Source organism: Brevibacillus formosus (assembly GCF_003013405.1).
GTDB lineage: Bacteria > Bacillota > Bacilli > Brevibacillales > Brevibacillaceae > Brevibacillus > Brevibacillus formosus.
On sequence record NZ_PXZL01000005.1, the window covers coordinates 16,548 to 31,907 of the forward strand.

Annotated in this window: 26 protein-coding genes; 1 reads left to right on the forward strand and 25 read right to left on the reverse strand. The window is 47.5% G+C overall.

The window, feature by feature from the left end; translation table 11 throughout:
* From rpsE to rpsJ, 19 genes are all read right to left on the reverse strand, one after another.
* A complete protein-coding gene (gene rpsE, locus C7R91_RS06475; protein WP_047074695.1) occupies nucleotides 1-498 on the reverse strand; it encodes a 30S ribosomal protein S5 in 498 nt (165 codons plus the stop codon).
* Between the two features lie 18 nt (nucleotides 499-516).
* A complete protein-coding gene (rplR, locus tag C7R91_RS06480; RefSeq protein WP_047074697.1) occupies nucleotides 517-879 on the reverse strand; it encodes a 50S ribosomal protein L18 in 363 nt (120 codons plus the stop codon).
* 32 nt (nucleotides 880-911) lie between these two features.
* Entirely contained in the window at nucleotides 912-1,448 is a 537-nt protein-coding gene (gene rplF, locus C7R91_RS06485; protein WP_047074699.1) for a 50S ribosomal protein L6, read from the reverse strand.
* A gap of 35 nt (nucleotides 1,449-1,483) precedes the next feature.
* The gene (gene rpsH / locus C7R91_RS06490; RefSeq protein WP_047074701.1) at nucleotides 1,484-1,882 is read right to left on the reverse strand and encodes a 30S ribosomal protein S8; all 399 of its coding nucleotides are present in this window, start codon (nucleotides 1,880-1,882) and stop codon (nucleotides 1,484-1,486) included.
* Between the two features lie 27 nt (nucleotides 1,883-1,909).
* On the reverse strand, nucleotides 1,910-2,095 hold the full coding sequence (locus tag C7R91_RS06495; protein ID WP_005828830.1) for a type Z 30S ribosomal protein S14: 186 nt from the start codon (nucleotides 2,093-2,095) through the stop codon (nucleotides 1,910-1,912).
* Between the two features lie 24 nt (nucleotides 2,096-2,119).
* Nucleotides 2,120-2,662, reverse strand: coding sequence for a 50S ribosomal protein L5 (gene rplE / locus C7R91_RS06500; RefSeq protein ID WP_047074703.1), 543 nt, complete (start codon nucleotides 2,660-2,662; stop codon nucleotides 2,120-2,122).
* Nucleotides 2,663-2,688: 26 nt separating this feature from the next.
* Nucleotides 2,689-3,003 carry a 50S ribosomal protein L24 gene (gene rplX, locus C7R91_RS06505; protein WP_007716253.1) on the reverse strand — a complete coding sequence of 105 codons (315 nt, stop codon included), beginning with the start codon at nucleotides 3,001-3,003 and terminating at the stop codon, nucleotides 2,689-2,691.
* Between the two features lie 49 nt (nucleotides 3,004-3,052).
* On the reverse strand, nucleotides 3,053-3,421 hold the full coding sequence (gene rplN, locus C7R91_RS06510) for a 50S ribosomal protein L14 (RefSeq protein WP_012683990.1): 369 nt from the start codon (nucleotides 3,419-3,421) through the stop codon (nucleotides 3,053-3,055).
* Between the two features lie 41 nt (nucleotides 3,422-3,462).
* Complete coding sequence (rpsQ, locus tag C7R91_RS06515; RefSeq protein WP_012683989.1) at nucleotides 3,463-3,729, reverse strand: 30S ribosomal protein S17; 267 nt, start codon at nucleotides 3,727-3,729, stop codon at nucleotides 3,463-3,465.
* 22 nt (nucleotides 3,730-3,751) lie between these two features.
* Nucleotides 3,752-3,949, reverse strand: a complete 198-nt coding sequence (gene rpmC / locus C7R91_RS06520) for a 50S ribosomal protein L29 (protein ID WP_012683988.1) — start codon at nucleotides 3,947-3,949, stop codon at nucleotides 3,752-3,754.
* Nucleotides 3,939-4,373 (reverse strand): 50S ribosomal protein L16, encoded by a 435-nt coding sequence (rplP, locus tag C7R91_RS06525; RefSeq protein ID WP_007716249.1) that lies wholly within the window; start codon nucleotides 4,371-4,373, stop codon nucleotides 3,939-3,941. The genes rpmC and rplP overlap by 11 nt, the downstream gene beginning before the upstream one ends.
* A gap of 2 nt (nucleotides 4,374-4,375) precedes the next feature.
* Nucleotides 4,376-5,038: a 30S ribosomal protein S3 gene (rpsC, locus tag C7R91_RS06530; RefSeq protein ID WP_047074705.1), complete on the reverse strand. Its 663-nt coding sequence runs from the start codon at nucleotides 5,036-5,038 to the stop codon at nucleotides 4,376-4,378.
* A 13-nt stretch (nucleotides 5,039-5,051) separates the two neighbouring features.
* Complete coding sequence (rplV, locus tag C7R91_RS06535) at nucleotides 5,052-5,384, reverse strand: 50S ribosomal protein L22 (protein WP_047074707.1); 333 nt, start codon at nucleotides 5,382-5,384, stop codon at nucleotides 5,052-5,054.
* Nucleotides 5,385-5,413: 29 nt separating this feature from the next.
* The gene (rpsS, locus tag C7R91_RS06540; RefSeq protein ID WP_005828846.1) at nucleotides 5,414-5,695 is read right to left on the reverse strand and encodes a 30S ribosomal protein S19; all 282 of its coding nucleotides are present in this window, start codon (nucleotides 5,693-5,695) and stop codon (nucleotides 5,414-5,416) included.
* Between the two features lie 49 nt (nucleotides 5,696-5,744).
* On the reverse strand, nucleotides 5,745-6,575 hold the full coding sequence (gene rplB, locus C7R91_RS06545; RefSeq protein ID WP_012683985.1) for a 50S ribosomal protein L2: 831 nt from the start codon (nucleotides 6,573-6,575) through the stop codon (nucleotides 5,745-5,747).
* A 32-nt stretch (nucleotides 6,576-6,607) separates the two neighbouring features.
* A complete protein-coding gene (gene rplW, locus C7R91_RS06550; protein ID WP_007716243.1) occupies nucleotides 6,608-6,898 on the reverse strand; it encodes a 50S ribosomal protein L23 in 291 nt (96 codons plus the stop codon).
* Nucleotides 6,898-7,521 (reverse strand): 50S ribosomal protein L4, encoded by a 624-nt coding sequence (rplD, locus tag C7R91_RS06555; RefSeq protein WP_016742844.1) that lies wholly within the window; start codon nucleotides 7,519-7,521, stop codon nucleotides 6,898-6,900. The genes rplW and rplD overlap by 1 nt, the downstream gene beginning before the upstream one ends.
* Before the next feature lie 20 nt (nucleotides 7,522-7,541).
* Nucleotides 7,542-8,171 (reverse strand): 50S ribosomal protein L3, encoded by a 630-nt coding sequence (gene rplC, locus C7R91_RS06560; RefSeq protein ID WP_012683983.1) that lies wholly within the window; start codon nucleotides 8,169-8,171, stop codon nucleotides 7,542-7,544.
* Nucleotides 8,172-8,319: 148 nt separating this feature from the next.
* The gene (gene rpsJ / locus C7R91_RS06565; protein WP_005828858.1) at nucleotides 8,320-8,628 is read right to left on the reverse strand and encodes a 30S ribosomal protein S10; all 309 of its coding nucleotides are present in this window, start codon (nucleotides 8,626-8,628) and stop codon (nucleotides 8,320-8,322) included.
* Nucleotides 8,629-8,984: 356 nt separating this feature from the next.
* On the opposite strand from rpsJ, the gene C7R91_RS06575 reads away from it, so the two are divergent.
* Nucleotides 8,985-9,371: a globin domain-containing protein gene (locus tag C7R91_RS06575; RefSeq protein ID WP_047074711.1), complete on the forward strand. Its 387-nt coding sequence runs from the start codon at nucleotides 8,985-8,987 to the stop codon at nucleotides 9,369-9,371.
* Between the two features lie 25 nt (nucleotides 9,372-9,396).
* Here the strand turns inward: C7R91_RS06575 and C7R91_RS06580 are convergent, their stop codons facing one another.
* From C7R91_RS06580 to C7R91_RS06605, 6 genes are all read right to left on the reverse strand, one after another.
* Nucleotides 9,397-10,332, reverse strand: a complete 936-nt coding sequence (locus C7R91_RS06580; RefSeq protein ID WP_047074713.1) for a DMT family transporter — start codon at nucleotides 10,330-10,332, stop codon at nucleotides 9,397-9,399.
* Between the two features lie 153 nt (nucleotides 10,333-10,485).
* Complete coding sequence (tuf, locus tag C7R91_RS06585; protein ID WP_047074714.1) at nucleotides 10,486-11,676, reverse strand: elongation factor Tu; 1,191 nt, start codon at nucleotides 11,674-11,676, stop codon at nucleotides 10,486-10,488.
* A 120-nt stretch (nucleotides 11,677-11,796) separates the two neighbouring features.
* Nucleotides 11,797-13,875, reverse strand: a complete 2,079-nt coding sequence (gene fusA / locus C7R91_RS06590; RefSeq protein WP_047074716.1) for an elongation factor G — start codon at nucleotides 13,873-13,875, stop codon at nucleotides 11,797-11,799.
* A 69-nt stretch (nucleotides 13,876-13,944) separates the two neighbouring features.
* Nucleotides 13,945-14,415 carry a 30S ribosomal protein S7 gene (gene rpsG, locus C7R91_RS06595; RefSeq protein WP_047074718.1) on the reverse strand — a complete coding sequence of 157 codons (471 nt, stop codon included), beginning with the start codon at nucleotides 14,413-14,415 and terminating at the stop codon, nucleotides 13,945-13,947.
* Nucleotides 14,416-14,471: 56 nt separating this feature from the next.
* Nucleotides 14,472-14,906 (reverse strand): 30S ribosomal protein S12, encoded by a 435-nt coding sequence (gene rpsL / locus C7R91_RS06600; protein WP_012683978.1) that lies wholly within the window; start codon nucleotides 14,904-14,906, stop codon nucleotides 14,472-14,474.
* 122 nt (nucleotides 14,907-15,028) lie between these two features.
* Nucleotides 15,029-15,283 carry a 50S ribosomal protein L7ae-like protein gene (locus C7R91_RS06605; RefSeq protein WP_047074721.1) on the reverse strand — a complete coding sequence of 85 codons (255 nt, stop codon included), beginning with the start codon at nucleotides 15,281-15,283 and terminating at the stop codon, nucleotides 15,029-15,031.
* Nucleotides 15,284-15,360: the final 77 nt, after the last annotated feature.

A 15,360-nucleotide genomic window follows, 5' to 3' on the forward strand; every position in this document is an offset into this window, starting at 1 on the left:
TTAACCCAACAACTCGTCAACAGTCTTACCGCGCAATTTCGCGACATCTTCCGCTGTTTTAAGACGGCCGAGACCTTCCAGCGTAGCGTTGACCATGTTGATAGGATTGTTGGAACCAAGAGACTTACTCAAAATGTCACCTACACCTGCCAGTTCGAGAACGGCACGAACAGGTCCACCAGCGATAACTCCAGTACCTGGAGCAGCAGGTTTGATCAGAACTTTACCAGCACCGAATTGGCACATTACTTCGTGCGGAACTGTTGTTCCTCTCATCGGTACACGGATCAATTTTTTCTTAGCGTCGTCAATCGCTTTGCGAATGGCGTCTGGAACTTCTTGAGCTTTACCCATACCAGCACCTACGTGGCCGTTACGGTCTCCCACAACAACCAAGGCGCTGAAGCTCATACGACGTCCACCTTTAACCGTTTTTGCTACACGGTTAACTGCGACTACTTTTTCTTCGAGCTCTAATTTGCTAGGGTCGATACGCATTCCTTACCCTCCTTGTTGTTAGAATTGCAGACCAGCTTCACGAGCTGCTTCTGCCAGTGCTTTAATACGTCCATGATAAATGTAACCACCGCGGTCAAAAATCACTTCTGTCGCACCTTTTTCTTGTGCACGCTTAGCGATCAGTGTGCCAACAGCTGTAGCAGCTTCCACGTTAGCGCCATTTTTCAGGCCCAGCTCTTTATCCAAAGAAGATGCAGATACCAGTGTTACGCCAGTTGCATCATCGATCAATTGAGCGTAGATATGCTTAGAAGAACGGAAAACGTTCAGACGCGGGCGAATGGTAGAACCAATCACGCGTTTGCGGATTCGCAGGTGGCGTTTTTTCCGAGCTTTGTTTTTATCAGCTTTCGTAAACATTAAGCGGCCTCCTTTCTCATGAAGCTAGAAGCTTATTTACCTTTTTTACCTTCTTTACGACGAACCACTTCATCGCTGTACTTGATACCTTTACCTTTGTATGGCTCAGGTTTACGCAGAGAACGGATTTCAGCAGCAACTTGGCCTACGCGCTCTTTGTTGATACCTTTTACCACCAAAGTGGTTTGGTTTGGTACATCGATTTCGATACCCTCTTCTGGAGTAACTTCCACTGGGTGGGAGAAACCAAGAGAGAGAGTAACACCGTTGCCGGACTTAGCAGCACGGTAACCTACACCGACCAATTCCAGGGTACGAGTGAAGCCTTCGGATACGCCAGTTACCATGTTGGATACCAGCGCACGAGTTGTACCATGCAGGGAACGGTGAAGTTTGTTGTCGCTTGGACGCTCAACGATTACTTCGTTTTCAGCGATGTTGATTTTGATATCTTCATGGAAGTTACGAACGAGTTGACCCTTAGGGCCCTTTACCGTCAGCTCAGTACCGTTCAGAGTGAGGGTAACGCCTGCAGGGACCACGATCGGTTTTCTACCGACACGAGACATGTGGTGCACCTCCTGTGCTATTTACAATCTGTTAATTACCAAACGTATGCAAGAACTTCTCCACCAACGTGTGCTTGACGAGCTTGTTTGTCAGTCATAACACCAGTGGATGTAGAGATGATCGCGCAACCGAGGCCACCCAAAACCTTAGGTACTTCATTGTTTTTTGCATATACACGAAGACCTGGCTTAGAGATACGTTTCAGACCTGTGATGACGCGCTCGTTGTTAGCACCGTATTTCAGGAATACGCGGATGATACCTTGTTTGTTGTCTTCAACAAACTCCGCATCGCGGATGAAGCCTTCTTCTTTAAGAATGCGCGCGATTTCCTTCTTGATGGTGGACGCCGGGATTTCCACTTTCTCGTGGCGAACCATGTTGGCGTTACGGATGCGTGTCAACATATCTGCGATTGGATCAGTCATAACCATGAGAGAAAACCTCCTTCCCGTTTCAAATTACCAGCTTGCTTTTTTCACGCCTGGAATTTGACCTTTATAAGCAAGTTCACGGAAGCAAATACGGCAGAGTTTGAATTTGCGCAATACGGAGTGAGGACGTCCGCAACGCTCGCAACGAGTGTACGCGCGTACTGCAAACTTCGGCTGCCGCTGTTGCTTGATGATCATAGATTTCTTTGCCACATTCTTCCCTCCTTACGAGTGGGTTTATTTACGGAATGGCATACCCATTTGAGTCAGCAACTCACGAGCTTCCTCATCCGTTTTCGCGGAAGTAACAATTACGATGTCCATACCGCGAACTTTATCAATTTTATCGTACTCGATCTCAGGGAAGATCAGTTGTTCCTTCAGACCAAGTGTGTAGTTACCGCGACCGTCAAAAGCCTTGGAAGAAATTCCACGGAAGTCACGAACACGCGGGAGAGATACGTTCATCAATTTGTCGAGGAAGTGGTACATACGCTCGCCGCGCAGAGTAACCTTCGCACCGATCGGCATACCTTCACGCAATTTGAAACCCGCGATGGATTTCTTAGCCTTTGTTACTACAGGCTTTTGACCAGCGATGATTTGCAGGTCTTCAATTGCAGTATCCAAGGACTTAGCGTTTGCTACCGCTTCGCCAACACCCATATTGATGATGATCTTTTCTACTTTCGGCACTTGCATGATGGAAGTGTAGTTAAACTTGCTCATCAAGCTAGGCACGATTTCGCTCGTATACTTTTCTTTCAATCTTGTTGCCATCTAGGATATCCTCCTTTCCAACCTGACTACTTATCGAGTACTTCGCCAGACTTTTTCGCGTACCGAACTTTCTTGCCGTTATCCAAAACTTTGTAACCGATGCGAGTAGCTTTTCCGGACTTCGGATCGATCAAAGATACGTTGGATACGTGAATAGCTGCTTCTTGAGTCACAATGCCACCTTGCGGGTTAGCTTGGGACGGACGGCTGTGTTTCTTCACGAGGTTGATACCTTCAACCAGAACGCGTTCTTTCTTTGGATAAGCAGCGAGAACGCGACCTTTTTTGCCTTTATCTTTGCCCGCATTTACGATAACAGTGTCGCCTTTTTTAACGTGCATCGCTTGGTGCACCTCCTATCGAACAAACTGCCTGAGTTTTGCCGTTCAATTAGATAACCTCTGGAGCCAGAGAGATGATCTTCATGAAATCCTTGTCACGGAGCTCACGAGCCACAGGTCCAAAGATACGAGTACCACGAGGGGATTGATCGTCTTTGATGACTACAGCTGCGTTCTCATCGAAACGGATGTAAGAACCATCATTACGACGAACGCCACTTACTGTGCGTACTACTACCGCTTTAACTACTTGACCTTTCTTGACAACGCCGCCGGGTGTAGCGGATTTTACGGAGCACACGATAACATCACCGATGTTCGCCGTTTTACGACCGGAACCACCCAGAACCTTGATGCACATGAGTTCCTTTGCACCGGAGTTGTCAGCAACAGCCAATCTCGTCTGAGTTTGGATCATTTACTGTTCCTCCTTTCGGACTTAATATCCGAAAATCTGACTTATACGATTACTGCCTCTTCGACGATACGTACCAAACGGAAACGTTTGTCTTTGGACAATGGACGAGTTTCCATGATTTCTACGATGTCGCCCACTTTTGCCGTGTTGTTCTCGTCGTGAGCCTTGAACTTTTTCGAGAATTTCATGCGTTTGCCGTACAAAGGATGTGTCTTGTAAGTTTCAACAAGAACAACAATGGTTTTATCCATCTTGTCGGAAACAACGCGACCTACAACTGTTCGACGCATATTGCGATCTGCGGTCATCGTTCAAACCTCCTTCCTATAATTAGCCGATTCCCAATTCTCTCTGGCGCAGGACGGTTTTCGCACGAGCAATATCCTTACGCACTTGTTTGATACGAGATGTGGTTTCGAGTTGACCCGTAGCCAGCTGGAAACGAAGGTTGAACAACTCTTCTTTCAAAGAAGTAACGTTTTGTTCGATCTCGGCAGTGGTCAAATTACGGTACTCATTAGCCTTCATGTGCGTCACCACCCACTTCTTCACGCTTCACGAACTTGCACTTGATTGGCAGTTTGTGCATAGCCAGACGCATAGCTTCGCGAGCGACTTCTTCAGGAACACCAGCAAGTTCGAACATGATCTTGCCTGGTTTCACTACCGCTACCCATTTCTCAGGAGAACCTTTACCGGAACCCATGCGGACTTCGAGCGGTTTTTGTGTTACTGGTTTATCAGGGAAGATTTTAATCCATACTTTACCACCACGTTTGATGTAACGAGTCATCGCGATACGAGCTGCCTCGATCTGACGGTTAGTTACCCAAGATGGCTCCATTGCTTGCAATCCGTATTCACCGAACGCAACAGTAGTACCGCCTTTTGCGTTACCAGCCATTTTCCCGCGGTGTTGTTTACGGTGTTTCACGCGTTTTGGCGTCAACATGATTACTTGCCTCCTTCCTCAGTAGCGACGTTCTTTCTCGCTGGAAGGACTTCTCCACGATAGATCCACACTTTAACACCGATGCGACCATAAGTGGTATGTGCTTCAGCAGTACCGTAGTCGATGTCAGCGCGCAATGTGTGAAGTGGAACAGTACCTTCGCTGTAACCTTCAGAACGTGCGATGTCCGCGCCGCCAAGACGACCGCTTACCAAGGTTTTGATACCTTTAGCACCAGCGCGCAGCGTACGAGTGATCGATTGCTTTTGCGCACGGCGGAAAGAAATGCGGTTTTCCAATTGGCGTGCAATATTTTCAGCTACCAGAGTAGCATCCAGATCCGGACGTTTGATTTCGTTGATATTGATATGAACGCGTTTGCCAGTCAGCTCAGTCAAAGATTTGCGCAGAGTCTCAACCTCAGCTCCACCTTTACCAATTACCATACCAGGCTTAGCGGTGTGAATCGTAACGTTCACGCGATTAGCTGCGCGTTCGATTTCGATCGTGGATACAGCAGCATCTTTCAGACGCCCTTTTACATACTTGCGGATTTTCAAGTCTTCGTGCAACAGAGTTGCGAAGTCCTTATCAGCGTACCATTTGGACTCCCAGTCACGAATGACACCGATCCGAAGACCTACCGGGCTTACCTTTTGACCCACACGTAATCCCTCCTTATTTCTCGTTTAGTACCACTGTGATGTGGCTCGTGCGTTTATGGATGCGGCTAGCGCGACCCATAGCGCGCGGACGGAAACGCTTCAACGTAGGACCTTGGTCTACGAAGATTTTGCCCACTACGAGGCTGTTCGGATCCATCTCATAGTTGTGCTCAGCGTTTGCAATAGCCGACTTCAGGAGTTTTTCAACAACTGGAGAAGCTGCCTTTGGCGTGTGTTTCAAGATCGCCAAAGCTTCACCTACTTGCTTGCCTCTGATCAAGTCTACCACCAGGCGGACTTTACGAGACGCGATGCGAATATTGCGTGCAACTGCTTTTGCTTCCATCTTTGTACCTCCTCTCTGTCAAGAGAAAATTAGCGCTTCTTGGACTTCTTGTCGTTGTCGACGTGACCCTTGAAGGTACGAGTTGGTGCGAATTCACCCAATTTATGACCAACCATGTCTTCCGATACGTATACTGGTACATGTTTGCGGCCATCGTAAACTGCAAACGTGTGTCCTACGAACTCAGGGAAGATGGTGGAACGGCGAGACCATGTTTTGATCACGCGTTTCTCGTTCTTTTCATTTTGCTCGTCAACTTTTTTCATCAAGTGGTCATCCACGAAAGGACCCTTTTTTAAGCTACGTCCCATTAGTGAACCTCCCTTCGCCAAAGGCGTTCGGTTATTGTATCAGCCTACCTTATTTCTTGCGGCGGCGGATGATGTATTGGTCGGACTTGTTCTTCTTCTTACGAGTCTTGAGACCCAGGGTTGGTTTACCCCAAGGAGTAACAGGTGCCTTACGACCGATTGGAGCGCGACCTTCACCACCACCGTGTGGGTGATCGTTCGGGTTCATAACGCTACCGCGAACAGTTGGACGGATACCCAACCAGCGGGAACGTCCTGCTTTACCGATGTTCAGCAGTTCGTGATCCAGGTTACCTACTTGACCGATAGTAGCGCGGCATACGTTGTGGATGCGGCGTGTTTCACCGGAAGACAGGCGAACGATTACGAACTCACCATCACGACCAAGCAATTGAGCAGATGTACCAGCAGCGCGCACCAATTGGCCGCCTTTACCAGGTTTCAGCTCGATGTTGTGGATGGTTGTACCTACCGGGATTTTCTCCATTGGCAGTGCGTTACCGATTTTGATGTCGGCATCTGCTCCGGATACGATCTGGTCGCCCACTTTCAGGTTGTGTGGAGCGATAATGTAACGCTTTTCACCGTCTGCATAGTTGATCAGAGCGATGTTAGCGGAACGGTTTGGATCGTATTCAATGGTTGCTACGCGACCAATGATACCATCTTTGTTACGTTTGAAGTCGATAATACGGTATTTACGTTTATGACCGCCACCTTGATGACGAACGGTAATTCTACCTTGGTTGTTGCGACCAGCTTTTTTGCTGAGAGGCGCCAACAAGGATTTTTCGGGAGTCGACGTGGTGATCTCCTCGAAAGTAGAAACCGTCATTTGGCGACGACCAGGAGAAGTCGGTTTAAACTTCTTGATACCCATGTTAATACCCTCCTTTTCGGTAGTCGTCGAGGTTATACTCCCTCGTAGAAGGCCAATTCTTTGCTGTCATCAGTCAGCTTAACGATTGCTTTCTTCCACTCGGACGTGTAACCGGAGTATTTTCCGTAGCGTTTTGGTTTCGCAGGTACACGAACTGTGTTAACTGCTTCTACTTTTACGCCAAATACTTTTTCAACAGCTTGCTTGATTTCTGTTTTGTTGGCTTTGAGAGGTACTTCGAAAACGTACTTCTTCTCAGCCATCATATCAGTGGTGCGCTCGGTAATGACAGGGCGTTTAAGGACATCATGAAGGCTCTTCATTATGCGAGCACCTCCTCTACTTTCGCAACCGCTTCTTTCGTCACGATTACTTTGTCATGCGCTACCAGATCAAGAACGTTAATGCCTGCAGCATCTACGATTTTTGCACCTGGGATATTACGGGAAGCGAGCGCTACGTTTTGGTCGTACTCGGAAGTAACGATCAGAACTTTGCGATCTACTTTCAAGCTGCTCAAAACAGCCGTCATTTCCTTAGTTTTAGGAGCTGCGAAGTTCAAAGCTTCCAATACCAGGAGTTCGTTGTTTTGTACTTTCGTGGAAAGTGCAGATTTCAGAGCCAAACGACGAACTTTACGGTTCAGTTTGTAACCGTATTTGCGCGGAGTTGGACCGAATACAACACCGCCACCTTTCCATTGCGGAGAGCGAATGGAACCTTGGCGTGCACGACCTGTACCTTTTTGGCGCCATGGCTTGCGGCCACCACCACGTACTTCAGAACGGTTCTTTACATCATGTGTACCTTGGCGTTGGGATGCTTGTTGCATCACGATCGCATCGTACAGAACTGCGCTGTTAGGCTCAATCCCAAAAACGCTGTCTGCCAGATCGATTTCGCCAACTTGAGAACCGGTTTGGTTATAAAGAGCTACTTTCGGCATGTCAGTTCCTCCTTTCCTTACTAGTTCTTCTTGACTGCCGTGGATACCAGTACGCAGCTGTTTTTCGGACCAGGCACGGAGCCTTTTACGAGAACCAGGTTACGTTCTGTATCTACTTTAATTACTTCCAGGTTTTGAATGGTAACGTTGTCGCCACCCATTTGACCTGGCAGGGTTTGACCTTTAAATACGCGGTTTGGAGCTACAGCACCCATGGAACCTGGACCGCGGTGGTAACGCGAACCGTGAGCCATAGGACCGCGGGATTGATTGTGACGTTTGATCGCACCTTGGAAACCTTTACCCTTGGATACGCCAGCTACGTCTACCATTTCTCCCTCGGCAAAAATGTCAGCTTTCAACTCTTGACCAACCTCGTAATCAGCGAGGTTAACTCCGCGAATTTCGCGAATGAAGCGCTTAGGAGCAGTATTAGCTTTCGCTGCATGTCCTTTTTCCGGCTTGTTAGCGCGCTGTTCTTTTTTGTCTTCGAAACCGATTTGAATCGCTTCATAACCGTCAGTCTCAACGTCTTTCTTCTGGAGAACTACGTTGGAACCTACTTCGATAACCGTTACAGCAGTCGCTGTTCCGTTTGGACCAAAAACTTGAGTCATGCCAAGTTTTTTCCCTAAGATTCCTTTGGTCATTTGTGCCACCTCCTGTGCTTATTTCAGTAAAACGTTTTTATGTTGTATCAAGTCCCCATCGATGCGCAGGGGTGCCATTTTAAGGGTTTGTTGCTTGGTATAACACGCTTATCAAGACAACGTCTGCGCGTGTATCGCTTTTTGGGACCTACAGTTTAATCTCGATGTCCACACCAGATGGCAGATCCAGACGCATCAAAGCATCTACTGTTTGTGGTGTTGGGTTCAAGATATCGATCAGACGTTTGTGTGTACGCATCTCGAATTGCTCGCGAGAATCTTTGTACTTATGAACCGCACGCAGGATCGTGTAAACTGCTTTCTCCGTAGGGAGTGGAATCGGACCGGATACGTTAGCACCGGAACGCTTCGCAGTGTCCACAATTTTTTCTGCGGACTGATCCAGGATTTTGTGATCATACGCTTTCAAACGAATACGAATCTTTTGCTTTGCCATTGAAGTCCCTCCTTTTTCGCCCATTTTTTAAACAGACATTTCTCCGTGGAAATATCCTGCACCCCGGTCATGGCAAAGGGGCCGGGTGTGTCAGCAACCTCCCACATCATCGCAAGTCCATGACCAACATTCAATATTGTACTAAAAAGATTTGGGCAACGCAAGTTTTTTCTTGGGTTTCCGCATATTTTTTTTGTACATGGTGCGCCTACTGAATGGCTCACTTTGACCATATTACATACTTCCGTGAAATAAGGCAAGCGGGATTACCTGCCAACTCGCTGATCATCTATCTATAATAGAAGGAAGACGTTATACTTATGGTTGTAATCGTTATGAAATGGAGGTTTTCCTCAATGTCTGATGTGAATCAAACCCCTTATGAAATCATTGGCGGTGCAGATACCTTGGCCCGTCTTGTCGATACCTTTTATGATCTGGTAAAGCAGCATCCCGACATTAACGAGCTCTTCCCTGAAGATTTAACCCACGTGAAGGAGCGTCAATATCAGTTTTTGACACAGTTTCTCGGTGGTCCAAGCCTGTATTCGGACGCCCACGGTCATCCGATGCTGCGAGCACGACACATGCCGTTTCCTATTGGACCTGTACAGGCAGAGGCTTGGCTCTCTTGTATGGATAAAGCCATGGACCTGACAGGACTGGAAGGCGAAATTCGGAAGCACATCTTTGATCGCTTGCGTTTAACTGCTCACCATATGGTCAATAAGTGGGATCAATAAGAAAAAGCGTAGGACAATTACTGTCCTACGCTTTTGTTGTAATATCAGAGGTTGCTGCCGCATGTGCAGCTTTCGGTCTCACCAAGCTACGCGACCCCAAATATACACCGCCTACGATCATACAAAGTGCTAGTAAGTGTACGAGTTGGAGGCTTTCTCCCAGGAATATCGCCGCAAATACCAAACTGGCCATCGGCATTCCATTTAAGAAAACAGCTGTTCGACTCGCTCCCAGCTGACGTATGCCATAATTCCAGCCGATCGAGCCGAGCGCAGTTGATAGCGCACCTGAAGCAAAAATCACAAGCCACTGGAAGGATGAAACGTCCAAAGAAAGATAATAGGAAGCTGGCTGAACAGTCAATGCGACTCCCCACAAGAAGATGACTCCAAACATTTGCGATAAAGCCGTAATTAAGAGTACCGGTACACCTCTTACGACCAATTTCCGTATAAGTAAACCACCCGTTACATACATGAGCATGGAGAAAAACATAATGGCATCTCCCCAGCCATTCATATGAAGACCGCCGTGCTGAGAGATAACGACAATCAACACTCCTGCAAAACCCATTCCAATGCCAAGCCCTTTTTTCAACGACATGCCTTCCCCTAAGAAAAGCATCGCCAAGAGTGCTGTTGCCAACGGATTTAATCCAAGAATAAGCGACGCATTTCCCGCTGTCGTGTATTGAACACCAGCGGCCAGCGTTATTTGATGGAGAGCGATAGAACTAGCACCGACTCCGGCCAACAAGAACCAATCTGTTTTGCTAAAACGCAAACTCTTTCGGTATAAGAAGATGAGTGGCGATAAACAGATTCCACCGACAGTCATGCGTATAGCCGCGACATATAATGGAGGAAACGTTGTTAAATACTTGACCATGACGACATTCAAGCCCCACAGCGTGACAACACCTGCAAGCATAAGAAACAGTAATCGCTCATTATTTTTCATCTCTAATATCCCCCATCCAATCCTGATGGTATTGTAGCATATTGCCACGAGAGGCAAATTGAATGATTTTGATGGGAGTTATTTAAAAGTTCGATAAATGCACATAAAAAAACCCGACAACCAAAGTTGTCGGGTTTTGTGTATCCGTATATCTTACGCGTCGATAGAAGCTACAACGCCAGCGCCTACTGTACGGCCACCTTCGCGGATCGCGAAGCGAGTACCTTGTTCCATCGCTACTGGAGCGATCAGTTCTACAGTGAACTCAGTGTTGTCGCCAGGCATGATCATTTCAACGCCTTCTGGCAGTTGGATGATACCTGTTACGTCAGTTGTACGGAAGTAGAATTGTGGACGGTAGTTAGCAAAGAAAGGAGTGTGACGTCCGCCTTCTTCTTTGGACAGAACGTAAACTTCTGCTTTGAACTTAGTGTAAGGCTTAACGGAACCTGGTTTCGCCAAGCATTGTCCACGCTCGATGTCGTTACGGTCTACACCGCGCAGCAGAGCACCGATGTTGTCACCAGCTTGAGCTTGATCCAGCAATTTGCGGAACATCTCAACACCAGTTACAGTTGTGTTTTTAGTTTCTTCAGCCAGACCAATGATTTCTACTTGGTCACCAACTTTAACGATACCGCGCTCTACACGACCAGTAGCAACAGTACCACGACCAGTGATCGTGAACACGTCCTCTACAGGCATCAGGAACGGCTTGTCAGTTGCACGCTCAGGAGTTGGGATGTAGCTGTCAACAGCGTCCATCAGTTCGCCAATTTTCTTAGCCCACTCACCAGTTGGGTTGTCCAAAGCTTCTTTAGCAGAACCTTTGATTACTGGAGTGTCGTCACCTGGGAACTCATATTGAGACAACAGGTCACGGATTTCCATTTCAACCAGTTCCAACAACTCTTCATCGTCTACCATGTCGCATTTGTTCATGAATACTACGATGTAAGGTACGCCTACTTGCTTGGAGAGCAGGATGTGCTCGCGAGTTTGTGGCATTGGACCATCAGCTGCGGATACAACCAGGATAGCGCCGTCCATTTGAGCAGCACCGGTAATCATGTTTTTCACGTAGTCAGCGTGACCAGGGCAGTCAACGTGAGCATAGTGACGGTTTTCTGTTTCGTACTCAACGTGAGCAGTGTTGATTGTGATACCGCGCTCTTTTTCTTCTGGAGCAGCGTCAATAGAAGCGTAGTTCATAGCTTTTGCTTTACCTTGTTGTGCCAATACAGTTGTAATAGCAGCAGTCAGGGTAGTTTTACCATGGTCAACGTGACCGATAGTACCGATGTTAACGTGTGGTTTATTACGCTCAAATTTTTCTTTTGCCATGAGAGTAAAGCCTCCTTATATATAAGGGTTTTATGGTTTGAAGAAAGGTTTACCTTACGAATGGTTGTCCCTTCCATATTGTAAACCTTTCTGGTTGCAAGATAAAGCTGTAACCTGTAATTATTCGCCTTTAGATTTCTTGATGATCTCTTCAGCGATAAATTTAGGTACTTCTTCGTAGTGGTCGATCACCATGGAGTAAACGCCACGGCCTTGAGTACGGGAACGCAGAACTGTGGAGTATCCGAACATCTCGGACAGTGGTACCATTGCACGGATTACTTGTGCATTTGCACGAGCTTCCATACCTTCGATACGACCGCGGCGGGAGTTCAGGTCACCCATTACGTCGCCCATGTACTCTTCAGGCATTGTAACTTCTACTTTCATGATTGGCTCGAGCAGTACAGCGCCACATTTTTTCGCAGCTTCCTTCAATGCGAGGGAACCTGCTACTTTAAATGCCATCTCGGAGGAGTCGACATCATGGTAGCTACCGTCTACGATAGTAGCTTTGATATCAACCAGCGGGAAGCCGGCGATAACACCATTTTTCATCGATTCTTCGATACCCGCTTGAACAGCAGGGATGTATTCGCGTGGTACTACACCACCAACGATTTTGTTTTCGAATTGGAAGCCTTGACCCGGCTCGAGAGGAGCAAACTCCACCCAAACGTGACCGTATTGACCACGACCACCGGACTGACGAACGAATTTACCTTCCACTTTAGCTGCGTTACGGAATGTTTCACGGTAAGCAACCTGTGGAGCACCTACGTTCGACTCAACTTTAAATTCGCGTTTCAGACGGTCAACGATGATCTCCAGGTGAAGCTCACCCATACCGGAGATGATAGTTTGACCTGTTTCTTCATCTGTGCGAGTTCTGAACGTTGGATCCTCTTCAGCCAGCTTGGACAGGCCGATACCCATCTTATCTTGGTCTGCTTTGGATTTTGGTTCGATCGCAACAGAGATAACTGGCTCTGGGAATTCCATAGACTCGAGGATTACAGGAGCCTTTTCATCACACAGAGTATCACCAGTTGTTGTATCTTTCAAACCTACAGCAGCAGCAATGTCACCGGAGTAAACCGTTTGGATCTCTTCACGGTGGTTTGCGTGCATTTGCAGGATACGGCCTACGCGCTCGCGCTTACCTTTAGTAGAGTTGAGTACGTAAGAACCGGAGTTCAGTACACCGGAGTATACACGGAAGAATGTCAGACGGCCTACATAAGGGTCAGTCATGATCTTGAACGCAAGAGCAGAGAACGGACCGTTATCGTCAGCTGGACGATCTACTTCTTCATCAGTATCTGGCAGTGTACCTTTGATTGCAGGGATATCTACCGGAGACGGCAGGTAAGCTACAACGTTGTCCAGCATAGGCTGAACACCTTTGTTACGGTAAGAAGAACCGCACATTACCGGCGTCAGTTTGCACTCGATAGTACCCTTACGCAGAGCTGCACGGATTTCTTCGTTGGTCAGCTCTTCGCCTTCCAAGTACTTCATCATGAGCTCTTCGTCTTGTTCTGCAGCTGCTTCAACCATAGCCATGCGAAGTTCTTCGCAACGTGCCAAAATGTCAGCAGGAATTTCAGCGGAGTCAGAAGTTTTACCCAAGTCATCAGTATATACGATTGCCTTCATTTCAATCAGGTCAACCATACCTTTGAATTGATCTTCTGCACCGATTGGATATTGGATCGCTACTGGATTTGCACCCAGGCGAGATTTGATCTGGCCCAAGCACATATCGAAGTTAGCACCCAAGATATCCATTTTGTTAATGTAGCACATGCGCGGTACGCCATAGCGGTCAGCTTGGCGCCATACTGTTTCGGTTTGCGGCTCAACGCCACCTTTTGCGTCAAAAACGGTTACAGCACCGTCAAGAACGCGCAGGGAGCGCTCAACTTCTACAGTGAAGTCTACGTGGCCTGGTGTATCAATGATGTTGATACGATGTCCAGCCCATTGAGCAGTAGTAGCAGCCGAAGTAATGGTAATACCGCGCTCTTGCTCTTGTTCCATCCAGTCCATGGTAGCTGCACCTTCGTGCACCTCACCAATTTTGTGAACACGACCAGTGTAGAACAGAATACGCTCAGTAGTCGTCGTCTTACCAGCATCGATGTGAGCCATGATACCGATATTACGCGTATTCGGCAAAGAGAACTCGCGAGCCATTAGGTATGCTCCTTCCATACTCGAGTTTGAGAATAAACGGGTATCCAATACGGACACCCGATTCAATTCCTACCAGCGATAGTGAGCAAACGCTTTGTTCGCTTCAGCCATCTTGTGCGTGTCTTCACGCTTTTTAACTGCTGCACCGGTGTTGTTAGCAGCGTCCATGATCTCGTTAGCCAAACGTTGTTCCATGGTTTTCTCTCCACGGTTACGGGAGTAGTTAACCATCCAACGCAGTCCAAGAGTGGTACGGCGCTCCGGTTTTACTTCGATTGGTACTTGGTAGTTAGCACCACCTACACGGCGAGCTTTAACTTCCAGTACTGGCATTACGTTTTTCAGTGCTTCTTCAAACACTTCCATCGGGTTGCGACCAGTGCGCTCCTGAATGATGTTAAATGCGTTGTAGAGAATATTTTGCGCTACACCGCGTTTACCATCCAACATCAGGCGGTTAATCAAACGAGTAACCAGCTTGCTGTTGTAAATTGGATCAGGCAACACGTCACGACGGGTTACAGGACCTTTACGAGGCATCGTATTCCCTCCTTCTTTTCGTTATAAATTCACGCCACTTCACAGGCGCTTTTTTATTACTTCTTCGCTGCTGCTTGACCTGGCTTCGGACGCTTAGTACCGTACTTGGAACGACCTTGTTTACGGTTGTTCACACCAGCAGTGTCAAGAGCACCACGAACGATATGGTAGCGTACCCCTGGCAAGTCTTTTACACGACCGCCGCGCACCAGCACGACGCTATGCTCTTGCAGGTTGTGGCCAATACCACCGATGTAAGCTGTTACCTCGATTCCGTTTGTCAAACGCACACGAGCGTATTTACGCAACGCGGAGTTCGGTTTTTTCGGAGTCATGGTACCTACACGAGTGCAAACACCACGTTTTTGAGGAGAGCTTTGGTTGGTTTGGCTTTTCTTGAAGCTGTTGTACCCCTTTTGAAGAGCTGGGGACTTAGACTTCACAACCTTATCCTCGCGACCTTTACGCACCAATTGGTTAATTGTAGGCATGATGTTACCTCCCTTCTTAATACCCAATCTTCAAGACCACAGATCCAGGTGAGTCATTTTTAGGTCAAATAGAAAGTCCTTGTCCAGTATTACGCAACGTGTAACTACAGACAAAAACATCGTTAACCACTCTTTTTAATCGCAGCAGTAGCTGCTCCCACTTCAATTCCGCACGCTTTGCCTAGACGGCGCATGGAATCTACATGGATGACTGGAACACCCTTCTCTTTGCAAAGGAGCTCGACTTTTTGGGTCAAACGTTTATCCGCATCAAGAGCGATATACACTGCTTCTACCTGTTGGTTTTCCACAGCTTTGATCGTCTGTTTGATACCGATCGTCAAGTCCTTGGCCCGCTCTACTTTTTCATAAGACATGATTCTCATATCCTCCAAAGTACAGATGTCAGGCACACTTGAATATAATATCAGGTGGGCTAGTTGTTGTCAACGCC

What these genes read in the sequence shown, in the direction of transcription:
- rplW (WP_007716243.1), bottom strand. Translation starts at nt 6,898, where the DNA reads ATGAAGAGCCTTCATGATGTCCTTAAACGCCCTGTCATTACCGAGCGC.
- rpsG (WP_047074718.1), bottom strand. Translation starts at nt 14,415, where the DNA reads ATGCCTCGTAAAGGTCCTGTAACCCGTCGTGACGTGTTGCCTGATCCA.
- rplN (WP_012683990.1), bottom strand. Translation starts at nt 3,421, where the DNA reads ATGATCCAAACTCAGACGAGATTGGCTGTTGCTGACAACTCCGGTGCA.
- tuf (WP_047074714.1), bottom strand. Translation starts at nt 11,676, where the DNA reads ATGGCAAAAGAAAAATTTGAGCGTAATAAACCACACGTTAACATCGGT.
- rplF (WP_047074699.1), bottom strand. Translation starts at nt 1,448, where the DNA reads ATGTCTCGTGTCGGTAGAAAACCGATCGTGGTCCCTGCAGGCGTTACC.
- rplD (WP_016742844.1), bottom strand. Translation starts at nt 7,521, where the DNA reads ATGCCGAAAGTAGCTCTTTATAACCAAACCGGTTCTCAAGTTGGCGAA.
- rplE (WP_047074703.1), bottom strand. Translation starts at nt 2,662, where the DNA reads ATGGCAACAAGATTGAAAGAAAAGTATACGAGCGAAATCGTGCCTAGC.
- rplP (WP_007716249.1), bottom strand. Translation starts at nt 4,373, where the DNA reads ATGTTGACGCCAAAACGCGTGAAACACCGTAAACAACACCGCGGGAAA.
- C7R91_RS06605 (WP_047074721.1), bottom strand. Translation starts at nt 15,283, where the DNA reads ATGTCTTATGAAAAAGTAGAGCGGGCCAAGGACTTGACGATCGGTATC.
- C7R91_RS06575 (WP_047074711.1), top strand. Translation starts at nt 8,985, where the DNA reads ATGTCTGATGTGAATCAAACCCCTTATGAAATCATTGGCGGTGCAGAT.
- fusA (WP_047074716.1), bottom strand. Translation starts at nt 13,875, where the DNA reads ATGGCTCGCGAGTTCTCTTTGCCGAATACGCGTAATATCGGTATCATG.
- rpsH (WP_047074701.1), bottom strand. Translation starts at nt 1,882, where the DNA reads ATGGTTATGACTGATCCAATCGCAGATATGTTGACACGCATCCGTAAC.
- rpsQ (WP_012683989.1), bottom strand. Translation starts at nt 3,729, where the DNA reads ATGACCGCAGATCGCAATATGCGTCGAACAGTTGTAGGTCGCGTTGTT.
- rplV (WP_047074707.1), bottom strand. Translation starts at nt 5,384, where the DNA reads ATGGAAGCAAAAGCAGTTGCACGCAATATTCGCATCGCGTCTCGTAAA.
- rplC (WP_012683983.1), bottom strand. Translation starts at nt 8,171, where the DNA reads ATGACCAAAGGAATCTTAGGGAAAAAACTTGGCATGACTCAAGTTTTT.
- rpsE (WP_047074695.1), bottom strand. Translation starts at nt 498, where the DNA reads ATGCGTATCGACCCTAGCAAATTAGAGCTCGAAGAAAAAGTAGTCGCA.
- rpmC (WP_012683988.1), bottom strand. Translation starts at nt 3,949, where the DNA reads ATGAAGGCTAATGAGTACCGTAATTTGACCACTGCCGAGATCGAACAA.
- rpsL (WP_012683978.1), bottom strand. Translation starts at nt 14,906, where the DNA reads ATGCCTACAATTAACCAATTGGTGCGTAAAGGTCGCGAGGATAAGGTT.
- rplB (WP_012683985.1), bottom strand. Translation starts at nt 6,575, where the DNA reads ATGGGTATCAAGAAGTTTAAACCGACTTCTCCTGGTCGTCGCCAAATG.
- rplX (WP_007716253.1), bottom strand. Translation starts at nt 3,003, where the DNA reads ATGCACGTTAAAAAAGGCGACACTGTTATCGTAAATGCGGGCAAAGAT.
- rplR (WP_047074697.1), bottom strand. Translation starts at nt 879, where the DNA reads ATGTTTACGAAAGCTGATAAAAACAAAGCTCGGAAAAAACGCCACCTG.
- rpsJ (WP_005828858.1), bottom strand. Translation starts at nt 8,628, where the DNA reads ATGGCAAAGCAAAAGATTCGTATTCGTTTGAAAGCGTATGATCACAAA.
- C7R91_RS06580 (WP_047074713.1), bottom strand. Translation starts at nt 10,332, where the DNA reads ATGAAAAATAATGAGCGATTACTGTTTCTTATGCTTGCAGGTGTTGTC.
- rpsS (WP_005828846.1), bottom strand. Translation starts at nt 5,695, where the DNA reads ATGGGACGTAGCTTAAAAAAGGGTCCTTTCGTGGATGACCACTTGATG.